The organism is Serpentinicella alkaliphila (genome assembly GCF_018141405.1).
In the GTDB taxonomy this organism is placed as follows: domain Bacteria; phylum Bacillota; class Clostridia; order Peptostreptococcales; family Natronincolaceae; genus Serpentinicella; species Serpentinicella alkaliphila.
In genome coordinates this window covers 3,222,240-3,236,644 of sequence record NZ_CP058648.1, presented here as the reverse complement: position 1 = coordinate 3,236,644, position 14,405 = coordinate 3,222,240, and the positions used below count along the sequence as shown (strand labels likewise).

15 protein-coding genes, 1 pseudogene and 1 riboswitch are annotated in these 14,405 nt (G+C 32.4%); of the genes and pseudogenes, 10 read left to right on the top strand and 6 right to left on the bottom strand.

The genetic code is table 11. From position 1 onward, the window contains the following. Positions 1 to 330: 330 nt before the first annotated feature. Entirely contained in the window at positions 331 to 948 is a 618-nt protein-coding gene (locus HZR23_RS16460; RefSeq protein ID WP_132849856.1) for a YitT family protein, read from the bottom strand. Between the two features lie 159 nt (positions 949 to 1,107). Between HZR23_RS16460 and HZR23_RS16455 the strand changes: the two genes are divergently transcribed. Together HZR23_RS16455 and HZR23_RS16450 are read left to right on the top strand one after the other, a co-directional pair. Further along, positions 1,108 to 1,554: an Lrp/AsnC family transcriptional regulator gene (locus tag HZR23_RS16455; RefSeq protein ID WP_132849855.1), complete on the top strand. Its 447-nt coding sequence runs from the start codon at positions 1,108 to 1,110 to the stop codon at positions 1,552 to 1,554. A 447-nt stretch (positions 1,555 to 2,001) separates the two neighbouring features. Next, a pseudogene (locus HZR23_RS16450) lies at positions 2,002 to 3,428 on the top strand (IS1182 family transposase). Between the two features lie 149 nt (positions 3,429 to 3,577). Here HZR23_RS16450 and HZR23_RS17460 read toward each other — a convergent pair. From HZR23_RS17460 to HZR23_RS17440, 5 genes are read right to left on the bottom strand one after another with little or no spacing between them, the layout of a single operon-like run. Beyond that, complete coding sequence (locus HZR23_RS17460; protein WP_249536711.1) at positions 3,578 to 3,997, bottom strand: hypothetical protein; 420 nt, start codon at positions 3,995 to 3,997, stop codon at positions 3,578 to 3,580. Continuing rightward, complete coding sequence (locus HZR23_RS17455; RefSeq protein WP_249536710.1) at positions 3,963 to 4,385, bottom strand: ATP-binding protein; 423 nt, start codon at positions 4,383 to 4,385, stop codon at positions 3,963 to 3,965. Before HZR23_RS17455 ends, HZR23_RS17460 begins: the two co-directional genes overlap by 35 nt. 1 nt (position 4,386) lies before the next feature. Continuing rightward, the gene (locus HZR23_RS17450; protein ID WP_249536709.1) at positions 4,387 to 4,704 is read right to left on the bottom strand and encodes a Mu transposase C-terminal domain-containing protein; all 318 of its coding nucleotides are present in this window, start codon (positions 4,702 to 4,704) and stop codon (positions 4,387 to 4,389) included. Between the two features lie 47 nt (positions 4,705 to 4,751). Then, positions 4,752 to 5,360, bottom strand: coding sequence for a DDE-type integrase/transposase/recombinase (locus tag HZR23_RS17445; RefSeq protein WP_249536708.1), 609 nt, complete (start codon positions 5,358 to 5,360; stop codon positions 4,752 to 4,754). 24 nt (positions 5,361 to 5,384) lie between these two features. Beyond that, positions 5,385 to 5,633, bottom strand: a complete 249-nt coding sequence (locus tag HZR23_RS17440; protein ID WP_249536707.1) for a helix-turn-helix domain-containing protein — start codon at positions 5,631 to 5,633, stop codon at positions 5,385 to 5,387. A 1,157-nt stretch (positions 5,634 to 6,790) separates the two neighbouring features. On the opposite strand from HZR23_RS17440, the gene HZR23_RS16435 reads away from it, so the two are divergent. The 8 genes from HZR23_RS16435 to HZR23_RS16400 all read left to right on the top strand — a co-directional run bounded on the left by HZR23_RS16435 (position 6,791) and on the right by HZR23_RS16400 (position 14,352). Next, the gene (locus tag HZR23_RS16435; RefSeq protein WP_132849745.1) at positions 6,791 to 7,435 is read left to right on the top strand and encodes a hypothetical protein; all 645 of its coding nucleotides are present in this window, start codon (positions 6,791 to 6,793) and stop codon (positions 7,433 to 7,435) included. A gap of 6 nt (positions 7,436 to 7,441) precedes the next feature. Further along, entirely contained in the window at positions 7,442 to 7,744 is a 303-nt protein-coding gene (locus HZR23_RS16430; RefSeq protein ID WP_132849746.1) for a winged helix-turn-helix domain-containing protein, read from the top strand. A gap of 488 nt (positions 7,745 to 8,232) precedes the next feature. After that, positions 8,233 to 8,334: riboswitch (purine riboswitch) on the top strand. Between the two features lie 247 nt (positions 8,335 to 8,581). Next, positions 8,582 to 9,682, top strand: coding sequence for a BMP family ABC transporter substrate-binding protein (locus HZR23_RS16425; protein ID WP_132849747.1), 1,101 nt, complete (start codon positions 8,582 to 8,584; stop codon positions 9,680 to 9,682). 20 nt (positions 9,683 to 9,702) lie between these two features. After that, positions 9,703 to 11,235, top strand: a complete 1,533-nt coding sequence (locus tag HZR23_RS16420) for an ABC transporter ATP-binding protein (protein WP_132849748.1) — start codon at positions 9,703 to 9,705, stop codon at positions 11,233 to 11,235. Further along, positions 11,228 to 12,331, top strand: a complete 1,104-nt coding sequence (locus HZR23_RS16415) for an ABC transporter permease (protein ID WP_132849749.1) — start codon at positions 11,228 to 11,230, stop codon at positions 12,329 to 12,331. The genes HZR23_RS16420 and HZR23_RS16415 overlap by 8 nt, the downstream gene beginning before the upstream one ends. A gap of 1 nt (position 12,332) precedes the next feature. After that, positions 12,333 to 13,268: an ABC transporter permease gene (locus HZR23_RS16410; RefSeq protein ID WP_132849750.1), complete on the top strand. Its 936-nt coding sequence runs from the start codon at positions 12,333 to 12,335 to the stop codon at positions 13,266 to 13,268. A gap of 313 nt (positions 13,269 to 13,581) precedes the next feature. Then, positions 13,582 to 13,938: a cytochrome b5 domain-containing protein gene (locus HZR23_RS16405; protein WP_207667944.1), complete on the top strand. Its 357-nt coding sequence runs from the start codon at positions 13,582 to 13,584 to the stop codon at positions 13,936 to 13,938. A 96-nt stretch (positions 13,939 to 14,034) separates the two neighbouring features. Next, entirely contained in the window at positions 14,035 to 14,352 is a 318-nt protein-coding gene (locus tag HZR23_RS16400; protein WP_213050288.1) for a hypothetical protein, read from the top strand. Positions 14,353 to 14,405: the final 53 nt, after the last annotated feature.

The following is a 14,405-nucleotide window of genomic DNA, read 5'->3' as shown; positions in this document are numbered from 1 at the left end:
AAATAGATGGCTTTTCTAATTTTTTGAGGCTCTGTGTGAAAATTGAATAAAGCTTCAAAAGAATCTCAGGAGAATCTAGGCTTATAACTTTTGCAATAATAATAGGTATAAAATCATAAAGGGGCTATCTGTTTCTTAAAAGCATTTTTTGTATACATAATTATCAAACAGATTTACAACTTATTATTTGAACTAATAAATAAATATGCATATATAATTGCTTAATATGATTAAATAAAGCTCAATCAGTACATACAACTGATTGAGCTTTTAAATAAATACTTGCTTTATTGGATTTAGATTTTTCTACATGTATTCATGAGATACTCATTAGAGGGTAATTGGCACAACAGAGTCATGTTCGATAATTTCTTGAATTTCAGTTTTATTGATCCTTTTTTCCACATAATAACTGATCACACTAGATGTAATTGCAATAGATAAAATTGATACTATTCCATTAAATATTCCCACTGAATAAAAGCTAAGGGTTACCACAATAAAATCAAAGATAAAATTGGTTTTACCAGGATTAACATTGTATTTTTTTTGTAAAAATAGAGCTATTATGTTACCTCCTCCAAGGGAAGCACCATGACTAAATATAATAGTTAAACCTATGCCGATTACAAATCCTCCCAGAACTGCACCAAAGAATGCAGGAATCGTAAATGATGGTATTAGTTTATCTATTCTTGTCATTAATGATAAAGAAGTTACTGCACCCAGTGTAGATACTGTAAATTTCCACCCCATTTTTGAAAGTGAGAAAAGATAAAAAGGTACATTTACAACAAAAAATATGGTTGAGAAAGGTATGTTGAAAAAATATGACAGGGTTAAAGATAATCCAGCTGTTCCTCCAGTTACTAGGTAAGAGTTCCTAAGTATAATAATGCCGATGCTTGTAACCAAGCAACCTAATAGTGTACCAAATATATTTCTCACAATTGATTCTCCTTTAAAAAAATAGTTAAAAATATCTTTAACTCATGATATACTATTCAATAGTCAATAGGAATTAAATAATGAATGGTTTTCTTGTGTTTCGCGTTATTTTTGTATAAATAATTCTTAAAATATTTTCATTTTGAAAGTGGTGATCCTATGGATAAATTAGATGTAAATTTACTTGAACTTCTTCAGAAGAATTCCCGAATGACCGTTAGTGATTTATCTAAAAAGCTGTCTCTTAGTCGCCCCAGTGTAGCGGAAAGGATGATTAGACTACAGGAAAAAGGCGTAATCGAAGAATTTACTACAAGAGTGAGTCTTGATGCAATAGGAAGAGGTAGTATTTTGTTTATTCAATTAAGCTCTCTTAAAGTATCCCCACATGTAATAGATCAAATGATTATTGATGATAAAGATATAATAGAGTGTCATCGTGTAACTGGGCATATTGATTATTTTATAAAAGCCGCTGTAAGTAATATTGAGGGCATGAAGAAGCTAATAGATCGATTTATACCATGTGGAGTTGTCACAACATCCATTGTTATATCTTCACCTGTTCCTTATCGTCACGTACTGCCTCTGTTAGAAGGCCTGTAGATTGATTTATGCTACCTATTGATAGAGTTAGAAGAGAAAGAATTGAAGCTAAATTGACTATATTTACTGTTAGTCAGGTAAGACGAGATTCAAATCAGTAACTGTACTCGGAGGGGCTTTAGGACAGGAGTTCGATTTTTCCCAGTCTCCACCAAATAAATCTACGGGGGGCAATCGGGAAAATACCGAATTGACCACTAAATAGCAATAAACATAAAAACTGTTAGAAACTGAGGCTTGCTTTGAGCCTCTTCTAGCAGTTTTTTTTCGATATTTTATTCCTGTCTCAATTACGCCTGAATTTTGAGCGCAACAAAAACATGTCTTATTCAACTAAAAAATTGCCACCATAAAAATATGATGGCAATTTTTTTAGTACAAAAAGGATTTTTAAATTAAATGTCGAATATGTATAGTAACTAAATTTAATAGAAAAGAGTGGTTACTATGCTTAATGGACAACAAAAAATTATGTTAAGTAAATATACAGAACTTTATGAGCTGTTGATACCAAAGAATCATATGCTTAAGCAATTTAATGACTTGGTGGACTTTTCTTTTGTATATAATGAATTAGCATCTTCATATAGCCAAAATATTGGTAGGGGAGCTAAAGACATAGTTATGATGTTTAAATACTTGTTACTTAAAGTAATTTATGAGCTTTCAGATGAAGACGTTGTAGAGCGTTCTTTATATGATATGTAGTTTAAATATTTTATAGGCTTAGCTCCGGATGAGACCAATTTAATACATCCAAGTCTATTGACAAAGCTTAGAAAGTTACGACTAAAGGATATGAATTTGATGGATCTATAATTGAAAAAAGTGTATCATTTGCAATTACGGAAGGAGTAATCAAAAGCAAAACAATAATAGTAGATGCAACCCATACTCGAGCCCGCTACAACAAAAAATCAGCAATGGAAGTTTTGCAAGAAAGATCTAGTAATTTAAGGAAGTCAGTGTATGCAGTAGCACCAAACTTAAAAGAAAAATTTCCAACAAAAGTTACCAGTGGATTACTAGAAGATAATATAGAATATTGTCAAAACCTTATTCAAACAATTAAAGGAGAACCTGGATTAACGGACATTCCAACAATTAAAGAGAAGTTAAATTATTTAGAAGAAACAGTCAAAGATGATATCGAACAATTAGAACTTTCAAAGGATGAGGATGCAAAAATAGGACATAAAACAGCTGACAGTTCATTCTTTTGATATAAATCACATATTGCAATGAGCGAAGAGAGAATAATAACTGCTGCTACAGTAACAACCGGTGAAAAAGCAGATGGAAAAGAACTACAAACATTAGTAGAGAAAAGTATTCATGCTGGATTTGAAGTTGAAGAAATAATTGGTGATGCAGCATATTCAGAAAAAGGTAATCTTGACTATGCAAAAGAAAATAATATTAAACTTATAGCAAAACTTAACCCTATGGTTTCGCAAGGTCCAAGAAAAGTAGAAGATGAATTTGAATTTAACAACGATGCGGGAATGTATGTATGCCCAGCTGGTCGTATGGCAATACGCACAGCAAAACAAGGTAAAAAAAGCAAAGAGAGAAATCAAGTAACTACATACTATTTTGATATAGAAAAATGTAAAAACTGTAGCAAACGAGAGGGTTGTTATAAACCAGGGGCAAAGTCTAAAACATATTCTGTTACGATAAAGTCGGATATTCATAAAGATCAGATTGAATTTGAAAAGAGTGAATATTTTAAGACACGATCAAAAGAAAGATATAAAATTGAATCCAAAAATAGTGAGCTTAAAAATCAGCATGGCTACGATGTGGCATTAACATCGGGCTTAATTGGTATGCGTATGCAGGGTGTTGTTCTTCAAATTAAATGCGGTTAACTTCTTCGTTTTATTTAATGTTTACTTTAAGACCAATCTTTACATTATTCAACGTACTTAATGGAACATAATCACAATAAATAAGGTTAAGTTATATGTTATTTCGCTTAAATCCATGAACATCTTTAAAGACATCCATGGATTTATTATTATCCTAATTCAATTTCATTTACTGCAAGCATTACTATGTCAGAATCTACTATATTGGCATTTTTGCTATTAGCAATAATAAGACTTGAATTGCATATCTTATTAATAAGTCTTGGTATACCATTTGATGCATTTATTATAGCTTCTAGTGCATTGGCGTTAAAGATTTCCAAAGTAGATTTTGCACCCGAAAGTTTTCCTTTTATATAAGAAAGTGATTCTTCTCTGCTGAGACTATCGAGATTATAGTTCATAGTAACTCTTTGTCTTAATGGTTCATTAGCAACTAATCTTAAAGTATTATTAAGCTGAGGCAAGCCTACAAGAATAACTACGGCTCTATCTTTTGAATCCATATCAAAATTAAAAAGCATTTTAAGGTCATTAAGTACAAAGATTGTTGATGTAGTTAGCTTCATCTATTATTATTACTGGGGTTATACGTTTCTCAATGGAATACCTGTTTATTTCTGCTTGTATATTTTTAAAGTTGTCTGTTTTTTTATGCATTGGCTCAAGGCCTAGTTCTGATGACAGATGTTTGTAGAACTCACTCACTGTAAGTGTTGACAGTGAAGTATATATAACCTTGTATAAAGAGTTATTAAGCCCATTAACCCAGCTCCTAATTGCTGTAGTCTTACCCCGTCCTGGACCACCTGTAATTACTCCGAAACCTTTATTGTTTAAAAGATAATTAAGCCTGTAGATTATTTCATTGTATTCAGATGTCTCCACTACGATATCTTTTGTGTTCTTTATGAATGGGTTAAAGTCAAGCCCATATCTGCTAATGTAATCGATCATTTTAATATTTGCCTCCCGTAAATTTTACTTTTTCTCTTTTTATCAGTGAATTTTCCTGCTTATTTAACAGTTTTATAGCTGTAAGTTCACCGGTATGCTTGTCAACTACATAGATTTTACTAAGGTCAGGTGAATACCTTAAGGTAACTTTCTGTTTTGAATAACGATAAGGCACCTCATACTCAATTTCATCTATCATTACTACGTTATCAGCAGATACACGCCTCTCGTACTCAAGAAGAAATGTTGTTTCAATCAACTCTTCAGGTAATCTTTTTATAAGATATGATTCATTAAAGAACCTATCTTGGGGGCACAACCCGTTAAGAGAACTATGTATGCTCTGATTATAATGATTAACATAGTTTAGTAAGGCTTCACGAAGTTCAAAGCAATAGATGAGTAATCACTCATGTTTAGCTGAGACATCCATTGATCTTTCAATGTTTTAAACCACCTTTCTACTTTCGCTTTACTGGTTGGAGTGTATGGAGCACAGTAATTTATGGTTGAACCTATCCTTGCAACTAGAAGTTCCATCTGTTTATTTTTATAGCATGATCCATTATCAAAATTTAAAATCTTTGGTCTTCCAAATCTTGTGACAGCTGTTTTCATGATAGACATAAGATTTATGAAGGTATCATTAAAAAAGATATCAATTCCAACAATATATCTTGAAGCATCATCAAGTAGTGCAATGATATAGGTGCGTTTTTTTGTTCCATCTATTTTAATATAAGGACCAACACTACTGTCGCCACACCATACTTCATTTATGTGGGCTCTTTCATATCGCCTCATATCTTTGTTACCTGTATATTTATTTTCAATTTTAATTTGATTTACAAATCTATTGATTGTGGAGAGAGATATATCACCTTTATTTATGGTGCCATTATCAATTAACTTCTGATGTATTAAAGTTGCAGGTATTCGTGGGTATTCCTTTTTTAGAAAGCGAACCTGCTCCATTATATCTTCGTCAATTTTTCTGGGTCAGTCGGTGTCACGCCTTCGTTGTGGAATAAGGGCATCAAAGCCACTTTGCCTATAACTGTAGTACCACCGTTCAAGAGTTGAGGCAGAAATTTTTGTATCTTCACCTCTTGGATTGGTATAGGTTTTTTTAGCCGTATCAGAAAAAAACTCTTTTATACTTTTATCTTCATCGTAGGTTCCACTTACTATTGGAGCGATGATCCCGTATCTAAAAAGCGCAATATTTCTTCTTGCTTCATCATTCATCTTTAAAATCCTCCTTCTATTTAAAGTATATTTAGAGTTTAGAATATAAAAAACAAATGGTAAAACAGGCTTATGTGGTTTTATGTAAATATAATATTTGGTATGCATTTAATCTGCATAAACTGCCGTTTGAATGTAGAAAGACAGTGTCTTATGATGGATACGATATCATCGGCAATAGAAAATCCGAAAGCGAAGAAGAGCTTCCTTCCAGTACCTTAAATACATACTGATAACATATCTGATGTTACTTTCATCTATATATTCATTGGTAGTCATAATGGATTCAAATGAATCATTGGAAATATATGCTCTTATCATTGATATATGGTCATTAAGAAGTATTTGGGAGTAAGGAACGATAAACTTAGGGAATATGGCATGCGTCTTGCCCGCGTTTACATTTCATGCGCAAAATGGACAGTGTAATGAAACCTTCGGGTGTCTTAATAGAACGGTTATAGTAACCATGTTTAATAAGGCAGCCAGACAAGGTACAGGAGCAAGATAATTGGTAGAGGTTTATAGTATCAAGAAATTTATTATATGAAATTTGATTAAATGTATTGATTTTATCTGTAATTAGAGTTATCATAATATTGTTTTATGGGGACAGAAGTTGAATTGTGGTAGAGGAGACTTCTGTCTTTCTTTCTAAATAAATATAGACTGTAATAATAACATAAAAAGGATAACCATTAAATAGGTTGACAAGAATTTAGTCAACTACTTGATGTTTATCCTTTATTTATTTCAAATAGATTTTGTCAATTGAGTTGCACATAAAATGCCGTTCTATAGCAGGGGGCATTAACAGTATTTGTAGTTAATTTAAAGAGAATAATGAAATTAAAATCACTAAAATAGCAATAAAAACTAGTAAAATATTTGAGAATTTGGAACGTTCTCAAAGGTTTTCTTTCGTTTAGAACTATTTATAAATGTAATTACAAAAAAGTATATTATTTTTCAGTGGTCTCTATTCAGAGGCGGGTGTCTTAATCCAAATAATGCGGCTTCTTCAATTTTTCCTTCAAATCTTTTGATTGTTAGAAGGGTTAAATAAATAAATTTTAAAATACATTGACAATTTTCGAACTTAATATTATACTTTGTTTTATAAAGTACTTTTAATATTAAAACTGGGAGGTAATTTTATGGACGAAAAAATCTTAAATGAAGCAGTTGAGAGTGTTGAATTAATAAAGAGCATAATAAGTAGAACAAAAGAATCTTTTATATCTTTTAGTACTATATTTATTTATTGGGGATTGCTTTTTACACTAAATAGTATAATAATGCTTTATATGACAGTAAATAAAGAAAAAGTGGGATATATATTAAATAACTATCCAATATTAAATTTTATGGCGCCTGTATCCATAATTGCATTGGTTGCAGCTTTAGTTTATAGAAAAGTTTCTAACAAAATACCACTTGTAGGTTTAGAAAAACAGTTAATGAAGGTTTGGGTATTAATTTTAGCCATAAACGTAATACCTTCTAAATTTAGTATTGTTACTGGTACTAGTGAGTTGAATTTAGAAATGATCACTATTCGAGCAAATAGTTTTTCAACTATGTTTTTTAGTTTGGCAATGGGTCTTTTGATTACATCATGGTTTACAGGGTATAGGCAGCTTAAGTATTTATCCTGTGCTTATATAGGGATTAGTGCTCTGTATGCATATTTTAATATACCACTATTAAGCGATTCAACAACTCAAATCTTATATTCTATAGCATTTCCATTTACATTTTTTTACACAGGTTTCTTTTTAAAGTCTCAACAGGTGAGGTGAGTATAATTGGATATAAATTCAATACCTGATATATTTCAATCGAAGATTAGAATTGCTATAGTATCATGTCTGATAGGTGGTGAGAAAAGTTTTAAGGAGTTAAAGGAAGTTACGGGAGCAACGGATGGGAATTTAAGTGTACATTTATCAAAATTGAGTGAATCAGGATATATAGAAATACTAAAGAGTTTTTTTAATAAGAAACCTCAAACTATATATAGTTTAACTGAACGAGGTAAAAAAGATTTTATTGAGTACGTAAATTCATTAGAGAACTTACTGAAGAAGTATATAGATACCAATACATAGGCTGAGAGTAATATACTGAAACGTGCTGAATGTTGGATATGATGACAAGAAAATATACTACAGTGTACTATCTGTAGTCCAGAAATTGTTTTGATGTTTATAAGTGTTTGTAAAGTTCTGTTTTATTCGATCCATACATTTGGATATTTCAAAAATAACTGAGAGAGAGTTTTAGGCGTAGGGGCCGGGATAGCTTATAGAACGTATTTTGATCAATGATATTAGTATGAAATGCAACTAAGTTAATACATCACTTTTTTGTGTGTATAGGGGTATAAGTGAAATAGTTCTATTGTTTATATGGTGCTATTAATAATAATTTTTAATAGTTCTGATAGGTGAAAATAATCATAATAGGTACTACTTAAGGAGGTTGTATTTGATATTGTAATTTAGAAACAAAAAGTTTAGTATAAAACATAATTACCTATTGATTTTTATTTCAAATTCTTATATTATATGACTATAGTGAACAACAAGTTAATAATTTAATAAATTATTCGTATTTCCGTATATGTTTAGAGATAGGGTCTAAACGTTTCTACCTGGCTACCGTAAATTGCCGGACTACGGGGTGTTTATATTTTATTGTAGTATATACTATTACTACTTTGTATATGGAGAGTAATAGTTATATTAGTACTACTTTTAATTTACTTATAAACCTCCCTGAGTGTGAAACATTCTAGGGGGGTTTTATTTTTTTCAGTAGAAGGAGTAGTCTGTTAGGTTGAATCCTATTAAAAAGAAATCCAGGTATTGTTCAAGGCCCTTTTAGGAATTGACTTATATCTTGGTTTACAATATACATTATAAAATTTTAGGGGGAGAAAATTAATGAAAAAAGTTTTAAGTTTAGTGCTTATTATGGTAATGATTGCAGCTTTACTAATAACTGGTTGTACTAGCCAAAAGGCAGATGCACCAAAGGTTGAAGACAAGAATGAACAAATCAAAGTAGGTTTTATTTATGTTGGACCAATTGGTGATGGTGGTTGGACTTATGCCCACAATGAGGGAAGAAAATACTTAGAAGAACAATTAAATGTAGAAACATTTTATAAAGAGTCTGTTCCAGAAGGTCCAGAAGTAGAAAAAGTTATGAGAGACATGATTGATCAAGGTGCAACTGTTATTTTTGCTACAAGCTTTGGTTATATGGATTATATGGAAAAAGTATCTAAAGAGTTTCCAGATGTTAAGTTCATACATTGCTCTGGTTATAAAATGACTGAAAATATGTCAAATTATTTTGGTAGAATATATCAAGCTAGATATTTATCAGGTATAGTTGCTGGTTTAAAAACAGAGTCAAATAAAATTGGTTACGTTGCTGCTTTTAATATTCCTGAAGTAATTAGAGGAATTAATGCTTTCACTTTAGGTGTACAATCCGTTAATCCTGACGCGGTAGTAAGTGTTAAATGGACAAACACTTGGTACGATCCTGCTAAGGAAAAAGAAGCTGCTATTGCTTTATTAGATGAAGGTGCTGACGTAATTGCACAACATCAAGATACAGCTGGACCTCAGATAGCTGCTGAGGAAAGAGGTAAATGGTCTGTAGGTTATAACACTGATATGAAAGATACGGCTCCAAAGGCTTATATGACAGCTCCTATTTGGAACTGGGGACCATACTATGTAGATCAAGTACAAGCTATAATGGAAGGTACTTGGGAAGCTAAAAGTTACTGGGGTGGTATGGATGAAGGTATAGTTGAATTAGCTCCACTTACAGAAAATGCCCCTGCTGAGGCAAAGGCTTTAGTTGAGAAGGCTCAAGAAGAAATTATCGCTGGAACACAAAAAATCTTTGTTGGTCCAATTAAAGATCAAACAGGAGAAGTTAAGGTTCCAGATGGCGTAATGATGACTGATGTAGAAATGTTAAGTTTTGATTGGTTTGTTCAAGGTGTAGAAGGTAACGTAAAATAACAATTAGATTAGGTGATAAAATGATTAAGGGTATGTCCTATATTTCGATGCAAGGAATCACCAAAACTTTCGGCAAGGTTATTGCTAACCAAGATGTTAATCTTACTGTTAACTCCGGAGAGATTCATGCTCTACTAGGGGAAAATGGTGCTGGAAAAAGCACATTAATGAACATGCTGTCAGGGATTTATACCCCTGACGGCGGTTCTATTTTTATTCTTGGGGAAGAAGTAAAATTTGCTTCACCAAAGGATTCGATTAATGCTGGAATTGGTATGATTCATCAGCATTTTAAACTTGTTGATGTTTTAACTGCTAAAGAAAATATTATACTAGGTCAAAAGACCGGGCTTTTTCTAAATCAAAAAAAACTGACAACTAAGATCAAGGAAGTTTCTTTGAAATTTGGTTTAGATGTTGACCCAGATAAAAAAGTATATGATATGTCTGTCGGAGAAAAGCAAACCTTAGAAATTCTAAAGGTTTTATATAGGGGAGCAAATATCTTAATTCTAGATGAACCTACTGCTGTATTGACTCCTCAAGAAACAGCTAAATTATTTAAAATAATGCAAAGAATGAAGGATGAGGGCTGCGCTGTTATATTTATATCTCACAAAATGAATGAGGTAATGGAAGTAGCTGATCGCATTACTGTGCTTCGAAAGGGTAATACTATTCGGACTTTAGATAAAATAAATACAAACCCTAAGGAATTAACGGATTTAATGGTTGGTCGTTCTGTTGATTTGGAAATTAAGAGACTTGAAATTGAGAAACAGGACATTGTTCTAAACGTAAGTAATCTAAGGGTATTAAATGAGGAAAAAGTTGAAGGCTTGAAAGGTTTAAACTTTAACTTACGTAGTGGAGAAATCTTAGGTGTGGCAGGTATTGCCGGTAGTGGACAGAAAGAACTTTGTGAAGCTATTGCAGGCCTATATCCAGTTAAATCAGGTCAAATCATATTTAAGGGTGATAATTTAATTGGTAAATCTCCAAAAGAAATTATTACTAAAGGTATTAGTATGAGTTTTATTCCTGAGGACCGATTGGGCATGGGGTTAGTTGCTTCGATGGATATGGTTGATAATTTAATTTTAAAACAATATCAAAACCAAAAAGGCTGGCTCATTGATCGTAAGCCGGCTGCGAAAAAGGCATTAGAGTTAATAGATAAATTGGAAATCAAGACTCCTGGTATTAATCATCCGATTAGAGATTTATCAGGTGGAAATATACAAAAGGTATTGCTGGGCAGAGAATTAGATTCTAATCCTGACTTAATAATTACGGCGTATCCTGTTAGAGGTCTAGATATTAATGCTAGTCATATGATTTATGATTTACTCAATGAAGAGAAACAAAAAGGTGTAGCTATTCTATTTGTTGCTGAAGACCTTGATGTACTAATTGAATTGTGTGATAGAATTATGGTTTTATGTGACGGAGAAATTACTGGTATTATTGACGCAAAAGAAGCCACAAGAGAAAAGTTAGGGTTACTAATGGTTGGTGAAAAGTTGGATGAATTGGAGGTGGAGCATGTTTAAGCTTGTTAAACGAAGTGAAGTTTCTAAGAGAAAGGCAACAGGTATTAAACTAATTGCCATCCTCCTTGCTTTATTAACTTCTGCATTTTTTATAATGATTCTAGACTTAAATCCTATGTCAGTTTATATATCTATGATAAATGGTGCTTTTGGATCTGCCTATAGAACAAAAGAGACCATAATCAAAGCTATTCCTTTAATTATTTCAGCACTTGGTATTAGTATAGCCTTTAGAATGCAATTCTGGAATATCGGTGGAGAAGGCCAAATAATGATTGGTGCGCTTTCAGCTAGTTTTGTTGCACTGAATTTCTCACAATTGCCTAAGCCAATCCTATTAAGTCTTATGATAACAACTGGTATTATTGGCGGAGGCCTATGGGCTTTAATTCCTGCTTTTTTAAAAGCGAAGTGGGGTACTAATGAGACCATAGTAACTTTAATGATGAATTATATTGCTATTAAGTGGGTTACTTATTTGCAATACGGTCCTTGGAAAGATCCTAATTCGATGGGTTTTCCTAAAATAGCAAATTTCACCGACAATGCAATTTTACCAAAGTTTCTAGGTGTGCATATCGGATGGATATTTGCTTTAGCATTAGTAATCTTTACTTATATTTTCATGAAGCATTCTAAAAAGGGTTATGAAATTGCAGTTCTAGGCGAAAGTGAAAATACTGCACGTTATGCAGGTATTAATATACAAAAGACAATTATTACTGCAATGATTTTAAGTGGTGGTTTTAGTGGTTTAGTTGGAATGATTCAGGCTTCTGCTGTAAATAACACACTTTCAGTGGAACTTTCTGCTGGTGTAGGCTTTACAGCTATCATTGTTGCTTGGCTATCCGCATTAAAAGCTCCTGTAATTTTAATCGTATCTATCTTGTTTGCGGCTTTACTACAAGGTGGTTCTTTTATTCAAACAGCCTTTGGTATACCTCAGGCAGCGGCTTTATTATTACAAGGAATGATATTATTCTTCGTTTTAGGTAGTGAGTTTTTTGTAAGGTTTAAATTCGAGAGAATTAGTAAATCTAAGAACGATAAGCAAGAAATGCAAGAAATATTAGTGGGAAGAGAGGCTAAATAGTATGGGCTTAAATATATCTTTTTTAGCGGCAGCTGTTGTAGCGGGAACACCACTACTGTTTGCAACTCTAGGTGCCATAGTTTCTGAGAAAGCTGGACACTTAAACCTAGGAGTTGAAGGAATGATGTTAATGGGTGCTGTTATTGGTTTTCAAGTAGGATTATTAACTCAAAATCCATTTTTAGCTTTGTTTGCTGCTATGATAGCAGGAGCGGCAGGGGCTTTAATTTATGCGCTACTTACAATAACATTAAGGGCTAATCAGGTAGTTTCCGGCTTAACACTTACAATATTTGGCACGGGTTTTTCGTCGTTTATGGGACAGAGATTAGTAGGACAGATTGCTCCTGATAAAATAAAAGCTTTTTTTAAGCCAGTAGCAATTCCTGGTCTGTCAGATATCCCATTTTTAGGACAAATATTTTTTAGACATGATATGTTTGTTTACTTAGGATATATTGTTGCAATTTTATTAGGTATTTATCTATATAGGACTTCTTTTGGCTTAAATTTAAGGGCAGTAGGGGAAAATCCAGGGGCTGCTGATGCAGCCAGCATTAATATAACTAAATATAAGTATGTTCATGTGCTATTAGGTGGAGCACTTTGTGGTCTTGGAGGAGCATATCTATCATTGGTGTATGTTCCAGCTTGGCAGGATTATGTAACTGCAGGTAGAGGCTGGATTGCTGTTGCTTTAGTAATTTTTGCTGCATGGAATCCATATAAGGCTTTAATGGGCTCATATCTTTTCGGCGGTCTTGATATTATCGGCTTTAGAATACAGGGGACTGGCTTACAAGTTTCCCAATATTTAATTGATATGTTACCATATCTTGTTACAATAATTGTTTTAGTTTTTGTATCTATGAAAAATTCTAGAGAGAGTCAGGGACCGAAGGCACTAGGAACCCCATACTATCGCGAAGAGCGTTAAGCTATCCAAAAACAGCATCTAGATTTTGTGAAGGGAGATATATCATCAACGTATACCAGTACGATTGAGGGATATATCTCCCTTTTTAAGTGAAAGTTTCAGCAACTCATTACTTCTTCCCCTCCTACTGTAGGATTGTAAATTTTCTTAGCTATACGGCTACTTGTTACCACGCTACCTTTAAATAGTTATATTTAATTAACAAATCTGATAAATTTGGAATCAGAAACAGTACATTCGTAAATCAAAGAAAAAAGTTTAACATAAGATATTTTGGCTATTAAATAAGTATAATCATAAAGAGGTGATGGTAATGAAAAAAAGATATTTATTTTTTATATTATTACTTATGGTTTTATTATTAGTTATAGTTGCTTGCAAAACTGATAAAGCTTCAGATAGTAATAATACTACTAAAGATGTTGCTATAGAGGAATTGCCTATTATGGTCATGGAAGAGGTAGCTCTAAATGATGGTAATGAAGGTAGAAATGCATATATTGTGGTGGATGGTATAGTTTATGATGTGACTAGTTCTTCAAAATGGAAATCTGGAACTCATAATGGTTTTCAGGCAGGAAGAGATTTATCTGAAGAAATTTTGAGAGATTCTCCTCATGGCACTAAAGTTCTTAAAAATATTAAAGCAATAGGTAGGATTGAGAAATGATTTTTTGGGGGTGCTGTAATGATAACTACAGTGGGTTGGATTAACTTATGGCTTATTTTCATTATGGGAAGTATTTATCCTATAAAACATAATTATATGAAGAAGTATAAAAAGGAAGGAAAGGAAAAGGCTAAAACTCTTGGCCAATTATATCAGTTTACAAGGAAAGCCCATCCTGTTACTGGTTTTATAATTCTTTTACTGGGAGTTTATCATGGAAGTCAGGCCTATAGTTTATATGTATTACATACAGGAACAGTTTTGCTATATTCTATTTTTATCATGGCAATTACTGCGCTTGTAGGTCAGAAATTTAGGGCATTTCAGAAACATTGGAGAGTAGTTCATAGGGGTATTGGAATTTTAGTATTCCTGTCTGCAGTATTGCATGTTTTTTTGAGGAATATTATATAAGAAGTAATAAGTATAAATTGTATCCTGAAGATTGTTATACTAAAGAAACCATA

Coding starts and splice junctions, on each gene's coding strand:
- HZR23_RS16455 (WP_132849855.1), top strand. CDS start 1,108: ATGGATAAATTAGATGTAAATTTACTTGAACTTCTTCAGAAGAATTCC.
- HZR23_RS17460 (WP_249536711.1), bottom strand. CDS start 3,997: ATGAAGCTAACTACATCAACAATCTTTGTACTTAATGACCTTAAAATG.
- HZR23_RS17455 (WP_249536710.1), bottom strand. CDS start 4,385: ATGATCGATTACATTAGCAGATATGGGCTTGACTTTAACCCATTCATA.
- HZR23_RS17445 (WP_249536708.1), bottom strand. CDS start 5,360: ATGGAGCAGGTTCGCTTTCTAAAAAAGGAATACCCACGAATACCTGCA.
- HZR23_RS17440 (WP_249536707.1), bottom strand. CDS start 5,633: ATGAATGATGAAGCAAGAAGAAATATTGCGCTTTTTAGATACGGGATC.
- HZR23_RS16435 (WP_132849745.1), top strand. CDS start 6,791: ATGGACGAAAAAATCTTAAATGAAGCAGTTGAGAGTGTTGAATTAATA.
- HZR23_RS16425 (WP_132849747.1), top strand. CDS start 8,582: ATGAAAAAAGTTTTAAGTTTAGTGCTTATTATGGTAATGATTGCAGCT.
- HZR23_RS16420 (WP_132849748.1), top strand. CDS start 9,703: ATGATTAAGGGTATGTCCTATATTTCGATGCAAGGAATCACCAAAACT.
- HZR23_RS16415 (WP_132849749.1), top strand. CDS start 11,228: ATGTTTAAGCTTGTTAAACGAAGTGAAGTTTCTAAGAGAAAGGCAACA.
- HZR23_RS16410 (WP_132849750.1), top strand. CDS start 12,333: ATGGGCTTAAATATATCTTTTTTAGCGGCAGCTGTTGTAGCGGGAACA.
- HZR23_RS16405 (WP_207667944.1), top strand. CDS start 13,582: ATGAAAAAAAGATATTTATTTTTTATATTATTACTTATGGTTTTATTA.
- HZR23_RS16400 (WP_213050288.1), top strand. CDS start 14,035: ATGAAGAAGTATAAAAAGGAAGGAAAGGAAAAGGCTAAAACTCTTGGC.